This window comes from Paenibacillus sp. J5 (assembly GCF_054955055.1).
In genome coordinates this window covers 102,306-120,402 of record NZ_JBUEDD010000015.1, presented here as the reverse complement: position 1 = coordinate 120,402, position 18,097 = coordinate 102,306, and the positions used below count along the sequence as shown (strand labels likewise).

Below are 18,097 nucleotides of genomic sequence, written 5' to 3'. Positions count from 1 at the left end.
TCAATGAACCGTTACCCTATCTGAACAGATGATCAGTCTAACACGCTTAGCGATGTCGCTTGCCACGCTATACTCCATCGTGCTTCCCAGCTTCTTCAAGCCGGCGATAGCAGCCAGCAATGGAATCGACTCGTCGCCAGGACATATGCAATAGCACGCACGGGACACCCGCATTGCCTCCATGAGCAGCCTGCTCAGCAGCTCCGGGCGGTACCCTCTCCATACTGGCGTGATGATGCAAGCATCGAAGGTATCGTATTCAAATGGCATACAGAGCCCAGCCAGCCTGTAGACGCTTCTATCCGAAGTCGTGAACGTGTCCGCATATTCATTACGAGGGTCTATCATTACACTCACTTGGGGTAACGAATACAGCCTTTCCTCATAACCCACAAGTAAAAATTGGGTGCCGTAACTCGACGTCACAGCATCGATGACGAAGTCGCATGCCGCTTCATCGAGAATGAATTCTCCGCCGATGTCATTGGAATCCTTGTTCCAGGACGCTGCTCTGACCAGAAATAATTCATTCTCGATGGAGGGATACTTGCGCAGGAAGGTTCTGGCGTTGGCAGCTTGATCCCTCATTCGCTTCTCCTCATCCACTTCATGAGGCACATGCACAGCCCAGGCCGCCCGGCTTAAGATGAGCGGGTAGCCCGATTTGACGAGCCGATAGCCTACTTCAATATCTTCGATTCCCCATCCGACAAACCTGTGATCGAAGCCACCCGCACGCTGGAGTGCGGACCGAGAGACCGAGATATTGCCTGACCAGAACACCGCCCACGGCCATGGGAGCTCCATCAGATGGTCGTGAACCGGCTCATAATATTTTTCCCGTTCATCCGGGATGCGCCCGGATACATCCTCGAACCACGCGAGAAAAGCATCCAGCTCCCACTCGCCCGAATACAGCAGCTCCTCCCGCCCGAAGCCCTTCTTCCCATAGATATAACCGATAACGACCTCATGGCCGGCACGCTGCATCGCCACATGCTCGGCCACAAATTCGGGACAGACGATCGTGTCCGCATCCAGGAAGATCACGACCTCTCCACGCGACGCCCGGATCGCCAGATTTCGTTTCTCTGAGACCGTCGTACTGGCAGGCGTATCGATATAATGAATATCCAGCTTGCTTTCAAATGCAGCCCGCACCTCATCCATCGGAATCGTGCCGCCCTGATCGACCAGGTAGACGGAGAAAGCATCAAAATGCTGGCGGGCAAGCGCTTGTAGTGTGACGTGCAGAACATTTGCTTTGCCATATACCGGGATGATAACCGTCACGAGCATAACGGATTCTCCTCACGGCGAAGCGACAGGCTGTCCAGCACGCAAGCGACCAGATGATCCACTGAGCTTCCGTCGTCGTCATACGATTGGAGCTTATCCTGCCCCCCCAGAATCCCCCTCGCATACGAAGCGAGCACATCCGTATCCATATCGGCTTCCTGCAGCCAGCGGACATAGCCCCGCTCGCCCATCTGCTTGGCGTATACGATATTATACGGATTGACCTCTTCCCGGCGCGGCACTGCTATAGCGGGAATTCCCAGCGACGCCAGCTCCCATAATGTCGTGTGTCCGCCGCGGCATACCACGAGTGAGCTGGAGCTCACCTCTTCCATAAAGGAGGACGGGTCTGCAATACAATGCGTCGATTCATCCTCCAACCGCTGCAGAGATTTCGTCAATGTACCGCTGTACACGAGCTTAACATACTCCTGTTCGCCCTTTAACGCCGCTATCGCCTTCATGAAGAACGGCACATCCGCGATCGTTGGCGAGCCCGAAGTAATAATAATCTTCTTCTCTTTGTCCGCAGCCGCTTCGGGCACCTCGACCACAGGGCCAACAAATCTGATCCTCGCCTGAAGGGACTCCGGCATCGGAAACATCCAGTGCGCCTGCACATCCACGATAGCAATTCGATCTGCCATCTGCAGAAAGCCTAGTGTCTCCTTCTCGTCCTCCATCCAATTCGTAATGAAGCAGGTCGGTATCCCCATGCTTCTGGCAATCGGAAACACGAGCACCTCCTCGTCGACGACGATGCCATCCGGTTGCGTCGCGCGTATCACATCCAGCAGCTTCAACACGCGGTCGGCACTGCCTCCGGCGGCTGGCAGCTCCAGATCAATCAGGTTGCCGGAATAGACCCTTCGCAAATACTGATACCCGGAGGAATAGGAGGCAATCGTAACCTCGTGATTCAACCCGGTCAGCGCCCTGGCGACGAGTAGATCCCGCTTCGCATGTCCGAAGCCGTTCCCTCTGGATATAATTAATATGTTCATCGGTAGCTCTCCCTTCCCAGGTATCATCCGGCGGATGCCGTATTGCCCTGCTTGCGCAACAGAGCGACCTGCGCCCCGTACATATCCCGGAATACGCCATCCTCCTCCAGCAGCCGCAACGGCTCTCCGTACTGTACGATGTGCCCATTATGCATGACATAGACTTTGTCGCAATGCATGACGGTACTGACGCGATGCGCGACGAGCAGCGCCCCCTTGCCTTGGTTCACGAAATGCTTGATGCCTCGCACAACGTTCTCCTCCATAATCGGGTCCATCGCCGCTGTAGGCTCATCCAGCACGAGCATCGTCTTCGTATTGGCCATCGCCCGGGCGACAGCCACGCGCTGCCACTGCCCTCCCGATAGCTCGGTGCCGTCTGAGTAGCCTGCCCCAAGCCGCCTGTCTCCGCTACGCTGGATGATGTCCTGTGCCAGAAGACGTGCAGCCTCGTTCCACTCGCGGTTCATCCCGATGTTCTGCTCCACCGTCAGCGGAAAGCGGGCGAAGTCGGCATAAGCAACCGAGACGGCCCCTAGTCTGTCCGCATCCATGCTTCGCTTGCCATCGACCCATACCTCGCCTTCTGTCGGCTCCAGCAGGCCGCATACGATATTGCAGAGCGTTGTTTTTCCTGCTCCATTCTCGCCCACTAACCCAACCAGCTCGCCTGTCCGAAGCTGCATGCTCACATTCGTAAGCACCGGCTGCTCGCTATTGGGATAAGTAAAGCCGATCTGGCTCAATACGATCTCCTTGTCTACTCCTCTCGTGCGTGCCTCAGCCTTGAAGACGGCATCGGAGGAGAGGAAGCGGGTGAGATTCGAGGAAACGAGCAGCTCCCCGGTAAATAAGCGAAGCTCCAGCACGAAGGCATTCGCTTTGCCAAGCAGCTCGTCGATCAGTTGGAATGCGATGATCAGACCGCCGATGGAAGAGCTTGCGGTTATGATCGATACCATGTAAGCAGCCGAGATCAGAAGAAGCTGGCCGATCTGCATCAGTCCCGTCGTTCTCTGGGAAGTCAGGAGGAAGGACTGATTCGTCTTGCTGATTTCGGTAAATGTGCTCCTCCAAAGCTCGAAAATATAGGGGGAATAGCCGAACAGCTTGCGCTCTTTGCTGAGATGAGCATCCATGATCGTGCCGCGGTAGTAACTTTCCCGAATACGCTTGCCGGATAATTGATTCTCAATGTTAAACATCTGACGCCCGAGCTTATATTGCTTGAACACTACAAAGGCAAAGGTCACGACCATGACCAGACAGCCGATCTTCGTGACAAACCATAGCGCGGTGCCCAGACTGAGGAGCGTGATCGCTGCACTGAGCACATCCAGACCAAGGGTGAGAATCCGATGCCCGCGATCCAGGCCGTTCGCCGCCTTCTCAGCCGATTCGGAGAAGGAACGATTCAGCAACTGTTGATAGGGCGCATCATTATAGCGATCGATGAACAGTTCTTTTGCCGAGCGGCCCAGATGAACACGCAGTCCCTCCAGCGCGACGGTATATAAAGAGTCCATGACCTTCTCCGCGACGGTAGCAGCGGCAAACCAGACCATCAGCATGATCACGTGATCAACGGCAGCACCGGACAGGATCTGCTGAACTGCATAGCCGAACAGGAAAATGCGCACTGCAGGCAGCACGCCCTTGAACAACGTCACGAGCAACGCAAACAGCGTCCACGGAATCACCTTCCGCTTATTCTTCACTCTCATCAGCCACATTCGGCAACGCTCCCTTCTCCCTCTTCCTTCACCACCTCAATAAAGGAGGAAGAAGCCTTCCACATCGCTTGATAAGGCTCGCATGTCTCCAGTAATGTCTCGTGAGGGCCGAAATCCTTAATCTCGCCCTGATCCAGCATAAGCACCCTGTCGGCAAATACGCAGCCTACCAGACGGTGGACGACAAACAGCACCGTATAGCCCTCCAGCCGCTTAATAATCGATTCAAGAATGCGAAGCTCGTTGCTCGGATCAAGCTTCGATGTTGGCTCATCCATGATGATGACCGAGCCCACCCGGTAGATCGCGCGGAACATGCTCCTGGCTAGCGCCAACCGCTGCCACTGTCCCTCGGACAGATCCGAGCCGCCGACCTCCGGCCACAGCTCCGTGGCTTTGCCCTGGGGGAGCGCGTCTGCGAAGTCCGCTTGCGTCAACTGCAACGCTTCGGCGATACCTCCCGTATCCTCCTTGCGCGTAATATCGCCAAGATATACATTTTCCGCAACAGACAGCTTGTAGCGCCCATAGTCTTGCAGACAGAATCCCCCAACTGCTTCTGCCTGGGCCAAACCGCTGTCTGGCCTCAATAGACCGGCGATCATCAGCATGAGCGTGCTTTTACCAGAACCGTTAGCGCCTACGATAGCAACCTTGGCGCCACGGGGAATGTCGAGATTAATGTTATTCAATACATTGCGTGTCCCATCGTAGCTAAACGTCAATTGGCGAACACATATGGCATGGGAAGGATCAACGTCCTCTCCAGTACGGGGTACGTGCGTGTGCATCTCATCGTCCTGCGGCTGCTTCAGCAGCTCGGCAAGAAATATCTTGCGGCCAAGCCATTGCTTGCCCTGGCTGAGCACCAAGCCGAGCAGTTGTTCAAGATGCAAGCCACCGATGAGCAGAGCCGCGACCTCTCCCGGGTTCAATGTCCCCTGCTGGAGCTTCCATAGCCCGGCGAGCAGCACGATGGTCGTGACGATCCCGCCCCCAAGCTGGCCGAGCAGCCTGTATACTCCGGTTCTCATCGTCTGGTTCACCGTTAATCGTGCAATCTGCTCCTGCTCCCTCCGCCACTTTCCCTTCATCCAGTCGGATATGCCGTACACACGCATTTCTTTGGCAGACTTGAAGGTCGTGAGCATCTCCAGGAACGTCCCTTCGAGCCTTGACGTCTCAGAGATGCCTTGAAGAAAATTAGACTCCGAAGCGGCCGCCTTCTTCATCAGCATCACATTGACCGTGGTCCCCGCTAGTATAAGGAGCGGCGCCCACCAGGCAACCTCCAGCAAGATCCATGTCAAGGACAGCCCCGTTACCGCGACCTGCAGCAACGCCACGAAACCATCCAGTCCCCCATGATAGATCGAACTGACAGATTCCGAGGTGCTGGAGATCCGATTCCGGGTTTCTGCATGAAGCATTTCGTTTTCATTTTTGCGGTTGACGACGCTGAACAACCGGGTGGACAGGTTGCGATATACATGATCCTTCACTTTGCGCAAGAAATAAGGCTGCACCACATTCAGCAGGATCGCAATCGTCCCCGCCCCTGCGATAATTCCGATGTAGGCTAAGGATGAATTACGATCGCCATCAGCTAATTGGTTGACCGAATGCTTGATCGCCCACACCATAAAGCCAGGCCATACCCCAAGTGCAAGGATAAGCAGTAGTAATACCCATATGGCTCGATCCCCTGCCCGAGCGATCATCCATATCTGGATGAACCCAGCCTGCAGACGCTTCATAATACTCTCCTTCCTGAGGTAGAATCTACGAAAGCGATCGAGGTATGAATCTGTGACAAGACGGAGGTCTCGATGCAATAGCCGCTCTCTGAGCGGCCCGCCGGACACAGCAGCACGAATTGCCATGGCTCTCCCGGCTGGTGGTCGATGAGCAGACATAACGTCCTGGTCGTATCGAAGCGCCTCAGACCCGTCTCATGATCATATTCCACGGCCGCACCGTCATCCGCATCTCGAATCTGGTGCCGGGAACAGACCGCTTCCGCTTCAGCCGAATTCCACGGCAGGACGACGAATGCGCGTGTCCGCTCTGACTCCCTCTGAGCGCTCGGGTCAACAATATCGTAATAATCGCCGATCCATTGCGTATTCGCCAGGAGGCCGCACTGGTCCTGGATGGCCACCTGAATCCTCTTTTGAATCGTATGCACGACTGTCATCGGAGTTTCTTGCTGAACCTCACCGAGGTGAGGGGGAGGCCAGTTGGCGTTGAGGCTGCGAACATAGTCGATAAGATGGTCGCCAAACCCCACCTTGCCGCCGTTATATTGCGCGAGCGCCCATTGATAGATCAGCCGATCCTCCTCATGGAAGATGAACTCCAGATTGGAGCTGAAGAAGGTGTCTACTTCAATAAGAATGATAGCGGAAACCAGATTGATCAGATGAGGCTTCAGGCCTTCTTTAATTTCACCGTACTCGCCCGCATGGACAAGCAGCCACTCCTTGACCAGATAATGCATGGCTCCTCTAGCGAAGAAGGAAACGGTCAGATTAAAATCATTCCACAAATCTAGCGGCGGCGCCCCAAATGCCAGATGGATGGAAGTGGACGTTGCTTTGCTCAGACTGGCGCCGAAACGACCGAGCTGCGGAGGGGGCATGGTAGCGAGAGGATACAGCTTCAGCTCGATAACCTCGGCCATCTTATAGCGCTGGATTAGAGGAGCAAGATAGTCCTTGATGGCCTCCGCCTGTACGGCCAGATAATCCTCATATTCAGCCATGATGCCACGATCCTTATTTTCGGCGAACCCGCTTAATATGCGCTTTAACAGCTTCACCTCCGGCCCGGTCTCTACTGCCAGCATGTCTTTCAGAAACAGGCTGCCCCAATATCGATAGACGTTCGACCGAAGACCCCGATTACGGATCAGATTCAATAGCGCAGGGGGATAATTTCGTTCCTGGGGAGCAACCCATAGTTGGTCTTGTCGCAATTCATTGATGGCTCTACACAGCTCCAGCAACAGCGGATATCGCCCAACCCGAACATGAAGTGTTGGCATAGCATTCCGTGTCCTTCCTGCCTGTGATTACATGTCAACACAAGCCTCACTCCACTTGCGTTAATCCATGAAAGCGAAAATCAATCGAGTGTAACGGCTGCCGCCAATCTTGGCGGGCAAGCCTTCGTTTCAGATAGATACCGTCTAGGTCGTGTCTGAACACCCGTTCAAGGGCATCTCTCCCCGCCTTTTCGCCCCATGCTGCGTTGCTTTTTCTTGACGTACCCCCGGTACGCCTGCGAAAAAGCGCCTTGCCTGGAACGAAAATTCGGCCAGATCTGTTCCGTTCAGAGTTCTCAGACACGCCCTAGAGAAAGAACAATCGATTCTCCTCAATGCTTGCCTTCCATTGCTTGGGCACCGCACTCTCCGGGAAGATAGCGGCTACAGGGCAGGTCAGATCACATAAGCCGCAATCTGTGCATTGCTGCGGATTAATATAGAATTGCTTGGCGCCCGGTGCCGTCTGGATGGCATCCTCAGGACAGGCCACGGTACATTTGGCCAGACGCTCCCCTTCGCATGCACTCGTAATTACCCATGACATAACGCTGTCCTCCTCATATGAAAGCCTATGATTGCTGCTACATTTAGTTGTGCAGGCAGGCTGTTCCAGTACTTGATTGCCGTTCTCGCCACTGCACTGACATCGCTCACGCCGATCGTTGCGGATGAGGCATCCGTTTCCTTCCCCACGTCGTATCCAACGAAGGCAGCCACCCTGTCCCCAAGATCAGGCAGGTCGGAAAGATGCTGCCGCGCCCCTGCATGAATCGCAATCGTGGCCCATCCCTGCTCGCGCAGGCTCATCAGTTGGCCGATGGGGTTCTCCTCGATGCTCATCTCAACAGCGAATGCCTGGGATAGCTCCTGACAGTCGGCTTGGCTGATCGTATTCGGATGAGCTACCACCTTTAATGCATTTGCTGCAGGTAGCGCACTCCGTTCCTTCCCCACGTCCCCAGGTATGTCGAGGCGCCCCAAGACATCTCCCCTCTGCACGGGAGTATCGGAGATATGATTGCGGTCACCCGATGTAATGATCGTATCCTGCTCAAGGCTGAGGACACGATGAGCCAAAAAACGGTTGACCTGATCCCGTACCAATACGACATCGCCCGCTTTGACCTCATCTACAGGATGGACAACGGCATGTTGTCCATGAACGAGCAGCGGGTGCATGCAATTGCCATCGATAGCGATCGAGATCGGCCTCCCATGCTGCAGCGCCCGAATCAGGAAATCCTGTCTGCTGGTACTGTGCATTCGTTTAATACTCCTATTTTTGATAGGGCGGACACAAAATCTCGGATGTCGTCCTCAACACTGTCCTCATCGCCAATCTTGAACTTTTCCTTAATCTGATGGCAGATGAAGGCGAGCGATTGTGCAGATTCAGAGAGGAGGCTCCAGACCGCTTTACTTACATCATCCTCCAGAACATATACTTCTCCTGAACCCGAGAGAATGAACACCCCCTCCACATTCTCATCAAAGAATACATCATCGGCTATTTGATACGACTGGCTCATGGGCCTGACCTCCTGCCATTTTGAAATAAGCGACCATCTTCCTGCGAATACCCCGACGAATGCCCGAGCAGTCCTGGGAGAAGGTTCCATCCACGTCACCCGTCGCGCCCCAATGGAAGGCGCGGCAGCCCCCGCCGCAGGATTCCCGGAAGGTGCACTTCATGCACTCCGGCAGCGTATGAACCGTCCGGTTCCGTGAACGCTCGAACACCTCGGAGGTTTCCCAAATCTCTCTTAACGATTTCTCCCGAATCGACCCCGCGTGGAACATCGGAGAATGCATCAGCTTGCACGGGAACACATTGCCCTTGGCATCGATGGAAAATTCACTCGTACCGTGACCACAATGTCTTCTGCGTTCAAACTGCTTCACATTCAACGCATGGCAATCATCGTGGGCGGCGTCCATCTCCATATCCAGCATTCGGTCGGCGATACGGCGGCGTTCGGCAAAGTTCAGACCCTGCATCCGTTCGTCTCCCCTGCCGAGCTGCGCGAGCGGGACGATGTTCAACCGGATCGAACGCTTCGTCGCAAACTCCAATAGAGGCTCGATTGAATTGGGATTGTGCCTGGTTACCGTCTGATTAATCTTCAGCCTGACTCCGGCCTCGTGCAGAAGATCAATCGCTTTGCGAGCCCGATCCCATGTATCCTTGCCCCTGTTCGCCTCATGCTCCTCCTTATCCAGCGAATCAAAACTAACCGTAAACAAATCCACCACCTTTGCAATTTCCTGGACCTTCTCACGGCTAGTAATCAAGGTTCCGTTACTAATCACGTTCACACGGAGTCCGACTTCCTTGCTGTAGTTCATCAACTCCATAATATCCTTGCGGATGAAAGCCTCCCCGCCCGTGAATACAATCGTACTCGTGCCCAGCTCTCTTATTTGCCGGATCATATCCTTGGCCTCTTCAGTATTCATATCTCCATTCATGGAGCGCTCCGGGCTGCTGTCCGCATAGCAATAGATGCAATTCAGATTGCATTTGTAGGTTGTTACGAAATAGATAGCCGTCGGCGCTACCTTGCCGAGCCCTTGCTGCTGCATCTGGTCCAGAATAGCGTATTCTTCGGGTCTCTCCCCCTGATAAGCCACGCGATACATCAGCATTTTTCTCGCGACCCGCTTGACACTCTCGCCATTCCTGCCAGCCTCGATGAGCTCTGCTGCGGTTTTGCCGCCGTAGATCAATTCAGATGCAATCTCATATTCGTCAGGAGAATACACCACCCAACAGTTGAGCTGATGATTATGTACGACATAGTTGCCATCCTCGTAATATACGGCGACGTATGGAATATGCAATTGTTGATCGACTCGCATGATCATTCCTCCGTTGTTTGGGATAAGAGACCCGTAATCGGGTCTCTTCCTGTTTCATGATAATAATTGCTTAGCATCCATAGCCGCCGCCAACTGAAAATGCACAACCACAGCCACAGCCTGCTGCTACCGCAATCGCGGCGGACTCCACTTTACGGAAAGCCGGTTTTTTATAATTAGTCATGTTATCACCTCCTCTCATAAGCCTGAGAAAGCGTTTTCAAACAATAGGAGCAACTGTGTTGTTCGTGAAGGGACTGCATTGGATAGAAGAGTGTATATAGCGTGAGTATACTGCTTGTACATGCTTGCCAAGTCAGAAGGGTCTGAGGTGGAGGAGAATTTGAACGTTGTTCTAGATGGGGTATGTTTATTAATTACATTATAATCATTTACTATAATAATAGTCTTTTATTTACTTTTTTAGAATAACTCCATTCTCTTTCCTAGTCAACTATTTTTTGAACATTTTGTGAACATAGTACTCTGTGTTGCTCTTGTAGCTCTCGCATGCTTGCTTCCGCGCCTGCTTTAATCGCTTCCAATGCCTGCTCGTATCGCTCCGCAATGGTCTCGACCGCGAATGCTCGAACCGATTCCCTGCATGACTCTGGCGACGGCAGTCGGTATTCGCCATTCATTACCCTTCGCAATATCAACGTGAGCTCTTCCAGATCGTTCGATGGATATAGCCACCCATTGCTCTGGTTCACGATTTCTCTTGGGCCATAGTTGCAGTTGCTGGAGATGACCGGGATTCCCCTGGCCAGCGCTTCGGTCATAACCAATCCGAACGGCTCCGTATCGGACGCCAAGAGGAGAGAGGTCGCACGGGTAACCACATCCCACGGGGATTGCCGCCATCCATGCCATACCACACGGTTATGTATGCCTAGTTGTTCAGCCAGATTAAGCAGCGACTCATATTCCTCTCCATCTCCGATGATGTGCAGCTCCCACGGATGATCTTGTAACGGCGATAGAGCCTGCATGATGTGGTTCACCCTCTTGACCTTGGCAAGCCTGCCCATATACAGGAACAGCGGAGTGTCTGGTCGTGCAACATAGGATACGTCGTCATACCGTACCGGATTATATACTAATTTGTTGATTTTTGTAGGGAATACGCAATGCATGTCTCTGAGATTCCCTTCACTGATGGCCAGGTGACCGTCAGCAGCCTGCAAATCATCGAAACCCTTCACATAGAAATCCAGATTGAAGTGCAGCCAGCTTACAACAGGCACTCGTATATTCAATCGTTCAGTCGCCATTTTGGCGGCAGCAACCCCGGTGGAGCCTGTAGATATGATGATGTCGATGGGCAACAGGCTCTTCATGGCATTGGACAGGGCTGCCGCATACATACTCAACATATACTTTGGCGGAAGAAGATTATTGAACTTATGAAACAACGGGACGGTGACCATCCCTTCCTCCCATGACTCATCTGCCGATCTCCCCTTCAGAAGAATAACGATATGGTGCCTGCGCTTGAGTTCATCATGGATTAACGAAAGCGCCGTTTCCATTCCTCCGCGGCCACTCAATACAATATCCACTACAAATACGATGTTCAATACGGCTTCCCCCCTTGATTAGTTTTGACTCTCCACAACCAGATCCACTTCGTATATTCTCGTTTTATTCCCACATATTAACACCTTTTCAGTTTCAAGTAAATCGTTCTAATGGACGACTCCGCCTGCAGGTGAAGCGACAAAATGGGCGCAGCAATTTAAAAAAACTTAGTTTGTTTAATATACAAACTAAGTTGGATGTGTTATTCTATTCGCATACCACAGGTGGTGACGCTCATTTCTCATGCCATCCACTGAACGATTGCCATGCTTTAATTTTATTTGGAAGTAAAGAAAGGGTGATCTCTAATGTCGCAAACGGCGCTTCAAGCCGCTACTCCCAGGCAAACAGCCAACATCGTTCTGTTCGGCGTCAGCATGGCACATCTGCTCAATGACGCGATTCAGAACGCCGTTCCCGCCGTCTTTCCAATTTTCCAACAGTCGCTGTCGCTGACGTATGCCGAAATCGGGTGGGTAGCCTTCACGCTGAATGTGACGGCCTCCATCCTTCAACCGCTGATCGGCGCTTATACGGATCGCAGGCCGATGCCGTGGCTGCTGCCGGTCGGCATGGTGTTCTCCTTACTCGGCGCCATCGGCCTCGCCTTCTCGCCAGGGCTCGCCATGCTGCTGCTATCCGCGGCGCTGATCGGGGTCGGCTCGTCCGTGCTCCACCCTGAATCGTCGCGCGTCGCCCATCTTGTCGCTGGCAAGGGCCGCGGGCTCGCGCAATCCGTCTTCCAGGTCGGCGGCAACACCGGCCAGGCGCTTGCACCGCTCATGGTCGCGTTCATCATCACGCCGCTTGGGCAGCTTGGTTTCTTATGGTTTACGCTGCTAGCCATATCCGGCATCGTCATCCAGTGGTTCGTCGGCAGATGGTATGGCCGGCACCTGGAGATGCGCTCGATGATGCGAAAAGCGCCGACGGCTGTATCAGATCCATCACCCTTCTCGCGCGGCTTCGTCGTATTCGTGCTGACGGTGCTGGTTCTGATGCTGTTCTCCAAATTTGTATACTTGGCGAGCATGACAGGGTATTATTCGTTCTACTTCATGGAGAAGTACGGCCTCCCGCTTGAGCGAGCGCAGGTGTCACTGTTCGCGCTGCAATTCGCGGGGATGGTCGGCACACTGCTCGGCGGGCCGCTCGCGGATCGGTTCGGCCGCAAGAAGATCATCTGGTTCTCCATCGCAGGTACCGCACCGTTCTCGCTCTGGCTGCCTTATGCAGGCCCGATCGGTTCGGTCATCCTCTGCCTCGCGATCGGCGCCATTCTCATGTCAGGCTTCTCTGTCATCATCGTCTATGCGCAGGAGATGCTGCCGGGTCAAGTCGGCATGATCTCCGGTCTGTTCTTCGGCTTGTCGTTCGGCATGGGCGGGCTCGGCTCGGTCATCCTCGGCTTGCTCATGGATCATACCGGCGTAGCCGTCATCATCAAGGCGTGCGCCTTCCTGCCGCTCCTTGGCGTGTTCGCGCTGCTGCTGCCTAAGGACTCGCGGCTTATGGCACGAAGCGTCTGACCCCAGTGCGCTAGTCGTTCGAGCCATTCCTGTCGGAATGGCTCTGTTCCTGGCGGATGTTGCTAATTGCTGGCGCTGACTCGGAGGAGAGCGTCGTCGATTGATAGCAACTGCTTGTCATTTGTGTAACGATCGACGTATTCCACCTTGCCATGAATCGCATCCTTGCCCACGACAATACGAATCGGAAGGCCGATCAAGTCCGAATCATTGAACTTCACCCCCGCACGCTCGTCCCTGTCGTCCAACAGCACATCGATCTTCCTCCTCCGTAACGCATCGTATATCGTCATGGCTACGTTTCTTTGGGTCTCATCCTTCATGGAGATGGGGATCAGATGCACGCTGTAAGGGGCAATAGACGTAGGCCACACGATTCCACGGTCATCATGATGCTGTTCCACAATAGCCGACAGCATTCGCGACACACCGATCCCGTAGCAACCCATCATCACCAGTTGCTCTCTTCCGTTCGCATCCAGATAGCGGGCTCCCAATGCCTCACTATATTTCGTCCCGAGCTTGAAGACATGCCCTACCTCGATTCCCCTCACAAGGCGGAGCCTGCCGGGTTCGCATCGGGTGCATGCTTCTCCCTCCTTGACGTTGCGGAAATCACCGACGCGCTCGATCGTGAAATCCCGCCCTGGAACGACGTTCTTTACATGATATTCGCTTTCATTTGCACCAGCTACGCCGCACGCCATCCGAGCAACCGCATCATCGACAAGCAGAGGAATGGTTAACCCGATCGGCCCTGCGAACCCGACCGCGGCGCCTGTGACCCCTGTTATCGCCTCTGCATCAGCCAACGCTACTGTATCGGCTCCTAATGCATTCTTCACCTTCAGCTCGTTAGCTTCATGATCTCCGCGGACGAGGACTGCGACCAGTTTTCCATCGGCCATGTAGATAAGTGTCTTCATGAGATGACTCGGCTCGAGTTGCAGATGCTGGGTAAGCTGCTCTATGGTGCGCACGCCGGGCGTGTGGATTTTTTCATAAGCAGGGACATGATGGCCCATCCCTTCCTTACGTTCCTCCCGGGACGTTGCTTTCTCGATATTCGCCGCGTACCCGCAATGAGAGCATACGGCGATGATATCCTCCCCAATATCGGCTAGAGCCATAAACTCATGGGTGCCTCCCTGGCCACCGACTGCTCCCGCATCGGCTTCTACCGCTCTGGTAGCTAGGCCGCACCGCTCGAATATTCGTTGGTATGCAGCATACATTGCTCGATACGACCGATCCAGTCCCTCCCATGAGGTATCGAAGGAATAAGCATCCTTCATGAGAAATTCCCGCCCCCGGAGCAGACCCGAGCGTGGACGACGCTCATCGCGGAATTTCGTCTGGATCTGGTATAGTGTCACCGGCAGCCGACGATAGGAATTGATCTCCTGCTGGACCAACAACGTAATGACCTCCTCATGCGTGGGGCCCAGTGCAAATTCCCGCTGATGACGATCTGTCAGTCTAATGAGCTCCGGTCCATAAGCCTCGTAGCGCCCCGACTCCCTCCACAATTCCGCAGGCTGCAGTGCTGGCATAAGAAGCTCCTGTGCGCCTGCGCCATCCAGCTCTTCGCGCACAATGCGTTCGATATGGTGCAGGACGCGCCGACCGAGCGGCAGGTAAGTGTAGATACCGGCAGCAAGCTGACGGATAAAGCCCGCCCTTAATAGCAATCGGTGACTCATGACCTCCGCTTCCGCTGGCGCTTCTCGTAATGTGTTGGCAAATAGTTGGGTCTGACGCATATAGATGCCCCCTTCTAGTGAGAAATTAGCGTAAATGGCTAACGCCATCATTGGCTGACAAAGCTTCTGTTCGCGTAGATATAGAAGCACAATATAAGGCCAACAGCACTTATAAATTCTGGCGTGTAATATAATCGTCTTATAATAAAAAAACACATTCGTCAGGGACGAATGTGTCGTGGTACCACCCTAAGTTTAATCGCGGATTGACTGCGATTCTCCATCCGAATAACGGTCGGCACCGGCAACGGTTACGTAGGTTTCCCCGCTGCAGCTCACAAGGCGGGAAAGGTATCATACGGGGGAGACCTTGCAGCACTAGGGTCCCTCTCTGCGCCACCGATTCTGATACATGCTCCTTGATCTTAGCAGTTATTGTCATTTATTGCATTGATCATAGATGATCGCTCTTTCCTTGTCAAGAGTGACCGCTTGATAGCAGCCTTACTTAATAATCACGCGCTGCATCGAACCAACCTTGAGCCATCTCCTCTGCGATCGGCTGACCGATCTGGTGCTCCGACTGGCTGAGCTGCCATACCGCTTCACCAAGATTCTCCCGTTCGGTCGTCTCGATGCCCTTGAGGGCGTTGAAGCGCTGGGTGAATGCGGTGATGGCAGCCTCCGCATCGGCAAGGCTGCGCGCCTCGGCCATAGCCGCCTGTGCAGTGTTGTACGCCTCGTTAGCCAGCTTGGACAGACGCTTCGGCCAGGAGGAGAACGGTCTGCCGTACTCGGTCTGCCACCACTCTGCCTTTCGCAATTGGCTCACTGAGGCATAGTCGTTCCATGGGCGGGTCTTGGTACGAGCCTTCATCTGCTGCCTGAGTCGCTTGCCTGCGGTCTCCTCCACATTGTACGCAATGAACCTCTCCAGCAGCGGCCACGTGTCCAAGGACGGCAACGCCTCCAGATCAGGCATGAAGCGCAGCTCCAGACCCGTTAACTGATCAAGCTGAGCCAGCTTGTCCAGATCACAGAAGCTCCCCCACAAGCTTAGAGAATCCAGGCTCGGGAATCGACTCAGACACTCCAGCGAGATGGGCTGTCCCATAGGAGCATTATGCAGCGTCAGGCTCGTAGCCTGGTACAGCTCACCCAGATCAGGGAGTATGAGCGGGGGGTCATCTCTACGCCGGCTGGTATGCGGGGAGAGGGTTAACATAGATGGCATATCGCCCGTGACTGTGACGCGCGAGAGATCGCCAGACAAGCTGAGGCGGAACAACTGCTTACCCAGCTTCAGGTGCAGACGCCCACCGGACGCATTCAACTCGATATGCAAGCCATGAATAGTGGACTGGCTGGCGTCCACCGCCGTGTCTGCTGGCAGGATGGGCTCCCACGACATCTCTTCAATCGGACGACTCTGCGCCCAAGCGAAAAAGCCGGAGTCACTGCCCGTATAGCGCAGGTATCGCGGCCATGGAGAGCCCGCCGGTGTAGCGAATGGCTCGAATACCGTCCAATCCATGCGTGCATCAGTTTCGACATGAAGGTCAGCCTTCTTCCCGAGTTGGGACGGTCCGATGGATAAGCTGCCTACACCAGGCTTAATGACCAGCGTATGACTGTCAGGAGCCGTCAGGTCGATAGGATAGTGGCCGACTTCGCTTATGGAACGGGCAGGAGGACGGGCTTGGTTATTATTGGACATTGGGGTCATCCTTTCTTCTATAGCAAGGCGCACTACTGCCACATAGAAAAGGTATTGTCCCTATAGTAGAGCATTCCTTCGTCCCGAATCAACGGTCAAAAGAACTAATGTTCGCCACCATGTGCCAGTATGTCTATCCGCTCAGGTCCAAGCCCAGAAGAATGCATCACGATCCCAAGCAATGCGACCACGGTGAAGCTTGCGGAAGGCCTTCTTCACCTCTTTGGACAAGGATGCATTGCCGTTCTCATTCACGAACACGAATTGTTCACCGAAATGAGTCTTCACATATTCAATCGCCTCGCTCTGGTACAGCATCCCCTTGAACCTGATTTCCTGCACCATCCACTCCGCCACCTGCTGCTCGGTTGTTTCCATGTAATTATACCCCTTTCTATACCATGCACCATGCTTCCAACGCATCTTCATCGCATGTCTATCCATCATACTTCCTTCGGGGCTTTTCGTCTATTTGGGGCCAGTCTATAGGTGAACAACCCGCCGCGGGACACATCCATACAGGTATTAGGCGGTTGCGAGTGTCTGAGCATACTGCCTCATGACGACCACTCTTCAAGCTCTACTAGCTGTCCTCACTGCTTCTCGATAAACTTGCCTTGTTGAAGTGTGAAGACTGTCATCGAGGTCTTGGGGTCACCCTCCTGTTGGTATTCCTCTTGCTGGTCATCCTCTAAGGATGCATCCACCTCCGTCTGCCAATAGAACAGCTCCCCATGATCATCATTGAACTGGTAGCTGCCTATGACCAGGTGATACTTATCCTGAAATGCAGAACGATCCTTAAGCGTCCCCTTCCAAGCCTCCGTCCATACTCCCGCATCGTCCATATACATGAGATGAGATTCGATGACATCGATCCCGGTGCCACCTGTACGGGTGACGATGTTAAATATAGGGTTCATTCCCTCCGCACGAAATCTCTCCATGCTCCAGGATTCGACTTGCCACGGCTGTTCAAAGATCAATTGATAGGAGCCATCCGCCTGCTTGTCGAAGATAAAGAAATCACCAAGATGTACCCCGCCATCGATACGGGCTAGCACCTCCGGCTCAATATCTTCATCAATATTTACCTCTTCAAAGGTCAAACCGTCTAGGTAAAAGTCCTTCCCCGCATTCCCTTGCTCTGTGATCCAGGCCGCAACTCTCTCCTTCGTAATTCCTGTCTGGGCAGAGAGCGAATGGTTCCCCTTGTCCAGGCTAACCTCCCCCTCCATCGCCTCTGCTACATCTATGATCGGAGCGATCAGGGCAGCATGTTTAGGCTTTGCTTCTTCAGAGCTCAGCACTTCTTCATTAACAAACAGAGCAATCGAATTGGTGGTCACCAAAGCTCCCACACCCACTGCGCATACAACCAGCATTTTGAGCGCAACACGCAAACCTCGTTTCCCTTTCATCGTACCCTCCCACTTACCTGCACTATTTTTACTATTAAGACGATGTACAGCAACCAAAAGTTTCCTAATAATAGAAAATATGAGTTCGAGAGTATATTGAATGGATTTCCCGTGTTGATCCAACCTGACTATACATCTATAATGGAGATAATTTACATGAAGGTGAGTGATTCTTATGTTAATCCCTACATCCGTCACATCC

At 53.6% G+C, this 18,097-nt stretch carries 15 protein-coding genes; 1 reads left to right on the top strand and 14 read right to left on the bottom strand.

Features of this window, described 5'->3' with window-relative positions; translation table 11 throughout:
* The 10 genes from ACY1JZ_RS23585 to ACY1JZ_RS23540 all read right to left on the bottom strand — a co-directional run bounded on the left by ACY1JZ_RS23585 (nt 1) and on the right by ACY1JZ_RS23540 (nt 11,524).
* The gene (locus ACY1JZ_RS23585) at nt 1-1,299 is read right to left on the bottom strand and encodes a glycosyltransferase family 2 protein (protein ID WP_462631178.1); all 1,299 of its coding nucleotides are present in this window, start codon (nt 1,297-1,299) and stop codon (nt 1-3) included.
* Nucleotides 1,290-2,303, bottom strand: coding sequence for a glycosyltransferase (locus tag ACY1JZ_RS23580; protein WP_462631177.1), 1,014 nt, complete (start codon nt 2,301-2,303; stop codon nt 1,290-1,292). The genes ACY1JZ_RS23585 and ACY1JZ_RS23580 overlap by 10 nt, the downstream gene beginning before the upstream one ends.
* 23 nt (nt 2,304-2,326) lie before the next feature.
* Nucleotides 2,327-4,036, bottom strand: coding sequence for an ATP-binding cassette domain-containing protein (locus tag ACY1JZ_RS23575; RefSeq protein ID WP_462631176.1), 1,710 nt, complete (start codon nt 4,034-4,036; stop codon nt 2,327-2,329).
* Entirely contained in the window at nt 4,027-5,793 is a 1,767-nt protein-coding gene (locus ACY1JZ_RS23570) for an ATP-binding cassette domain-containing protein (RefSeq protein ID WP_462631175.1), read from the bottom strand. Before ACY1JZ_RS23570 ends, ACY1JZ_RS23575 begins: the two co-directional genes overlap by 10 nt.
* On the bottom strand, nt 5,790-7,082 hold the full coding sequence (locus ACY1JZ_RS23565; RefSeq protein ID WP_462631174.1) for a hypothetical protein: 1,293 nt from the start codon (nt 7,080-7,082) through the stop codon (nt 5,790-5,792). Before ACY1JZ_RS23565 ends, ACY1JZ_RS23570 begins: the two co-directional genes overlap by 4 nt.
* Before the next feature lie 307 nt (nt 7,083-7,389).
* Nucleotides 7,390-7,629 (bottom strand): 4Fe-4S dicluster domain-containing protein, encoded by a 240-nt coding sequence (locus tag ACY1JZ_RS23560; protein ID WP_270166902.1) that lies wholly within the window; start codon nt 7,627-7,629, stop codon nt 7,390-7,392.
* A complete protein-coding gene (locus ACY1JZ_RS23555; protein WP_462631173.1) occupies nt 7,617-8,348 on the bottom strand; it encodes a S24/S26 family peptidase in 732 nt (243 codons plus the stop codon). Before ACY1JZ_RS23555 ends, ACY1JZ_RS23560 begins: the two co-directional genes overlap by 13 nt.
* Nucleotides 8,318-8,614, bottom strand: a complete 297-nt coding sequence (locus ACY1JZ_RS23550; RefSeq protein WP_270166905.1) for a PqqD family protein — start codon at nt 8,612-8,614, stop codon at nt 8,318-8,320. Before ACY1JZ_RS23550 ends, ACY1JZ_RS23555 begins: the two co-directional genes overlap by 31 nt.
* A complete protein-coding gene (locus tag ACY1JZ_RS23545) occupies nt 8,586-9,944 on the bottom strand; it encodes a radical SAM protein (RefSeq protein WP_462631172.1) in 1,359 nt (452 codons plus the stop codon). Before ACY1JZ_RS23545 ends, ACY1JZ_RS23550 begins: the two co-directional genes overlap by 29 nt.
* 446 nt (nt 9,945-10,390) lie before the next feature.
* Nucleotides 10,391-11,524: a glycosyltransferase gene (locus ACY1JZ_RS23540; RefSeq protein ID WP_462631171.1), complete on the bottom strand. Its 1,134-nt coding sequence runs from the start codon at nt 11,522-11,524 to the stop codon at nt 10,391-10,393.
* Nucleotides 11,525-11,833: 309 nt separating this feature from the next.
* Between ACY1JZ_RS23540 and ACY1JZ_RS23535 the strand changes: the two genes are divergently transcribed.
* On the top strand, nt 11,834-13,054 hold the full coding sequence (locus ACY1JZ_RS23535) for an MFS transporter (protein ID WP_462631170.1): 1,221 nt from the start codon (nt 11,834-11,836) through the stop codon (nt 13,052-13,054).
* A 62-nt stretch (nt 13,055-13,116) separates the two neighbouring features.
* Here ACY1JZ_RS23535 and ACY1JZ_RS23530 read toward each other — a convergent pair whose 3' ends face one another.
* The 4 genes from ACY1JZ_RS23530 to ACY1JZ_RS23515 all read right to left on the bottom strand — a co-directional run bounded on the left by ACY1JZ_RS23530 (nt 13,117) and on the right by ACY1JZ_RS23515 (nt 17,895).
* Nucleotides 13,117-14,817, bottom strand: a complete 1,701-nt coding sequence (locus tag ACY1JZ_RS23530; protein WP_462631169.1) for a proline--tRNA ligase — start codon at nt 14,815-14,817, stop codon at nt 13,117-13,119.
* Between the two features lie 448 nt (nt 14,818-15,265).
* Entirely contained in the window at nt 15,266-16,474 is a 1,209-nt protein-coding gene (locus ACY1JZ_RS23525) for a hypothetical protein (RefSeq protein ID WP_462631168.1), read from the bottom strand.
* A 141-nt stretch (nt 16,475-16,615) separates the two neighbouring features.
* Nucleotides 16,616-16,852, bottom strand: a complete 237-nt coding sequence (locus tag ACY1JZ_RS23520) for a DUF6953 family protein (protein ID WP_270166914.1) — start codon at nt 16,850-16,852, stop codon at nt 16,616-16,618.
* Between the two features lie 215 nt (nt 16,853-17,067).
* Nucleotides 17,068-17,895, bottom strand: a complete 828-nt coding sequence (locus tag ACY1JZ_RS23515) for a hypothetical protein (protein WP_462631167.1) — start codon at nt 17,893-17,895, stop codon at nt 17,068-17,070.
* Between the last annotated feature and the right edge of the window lie 202 nt (nt 17,896-18,097).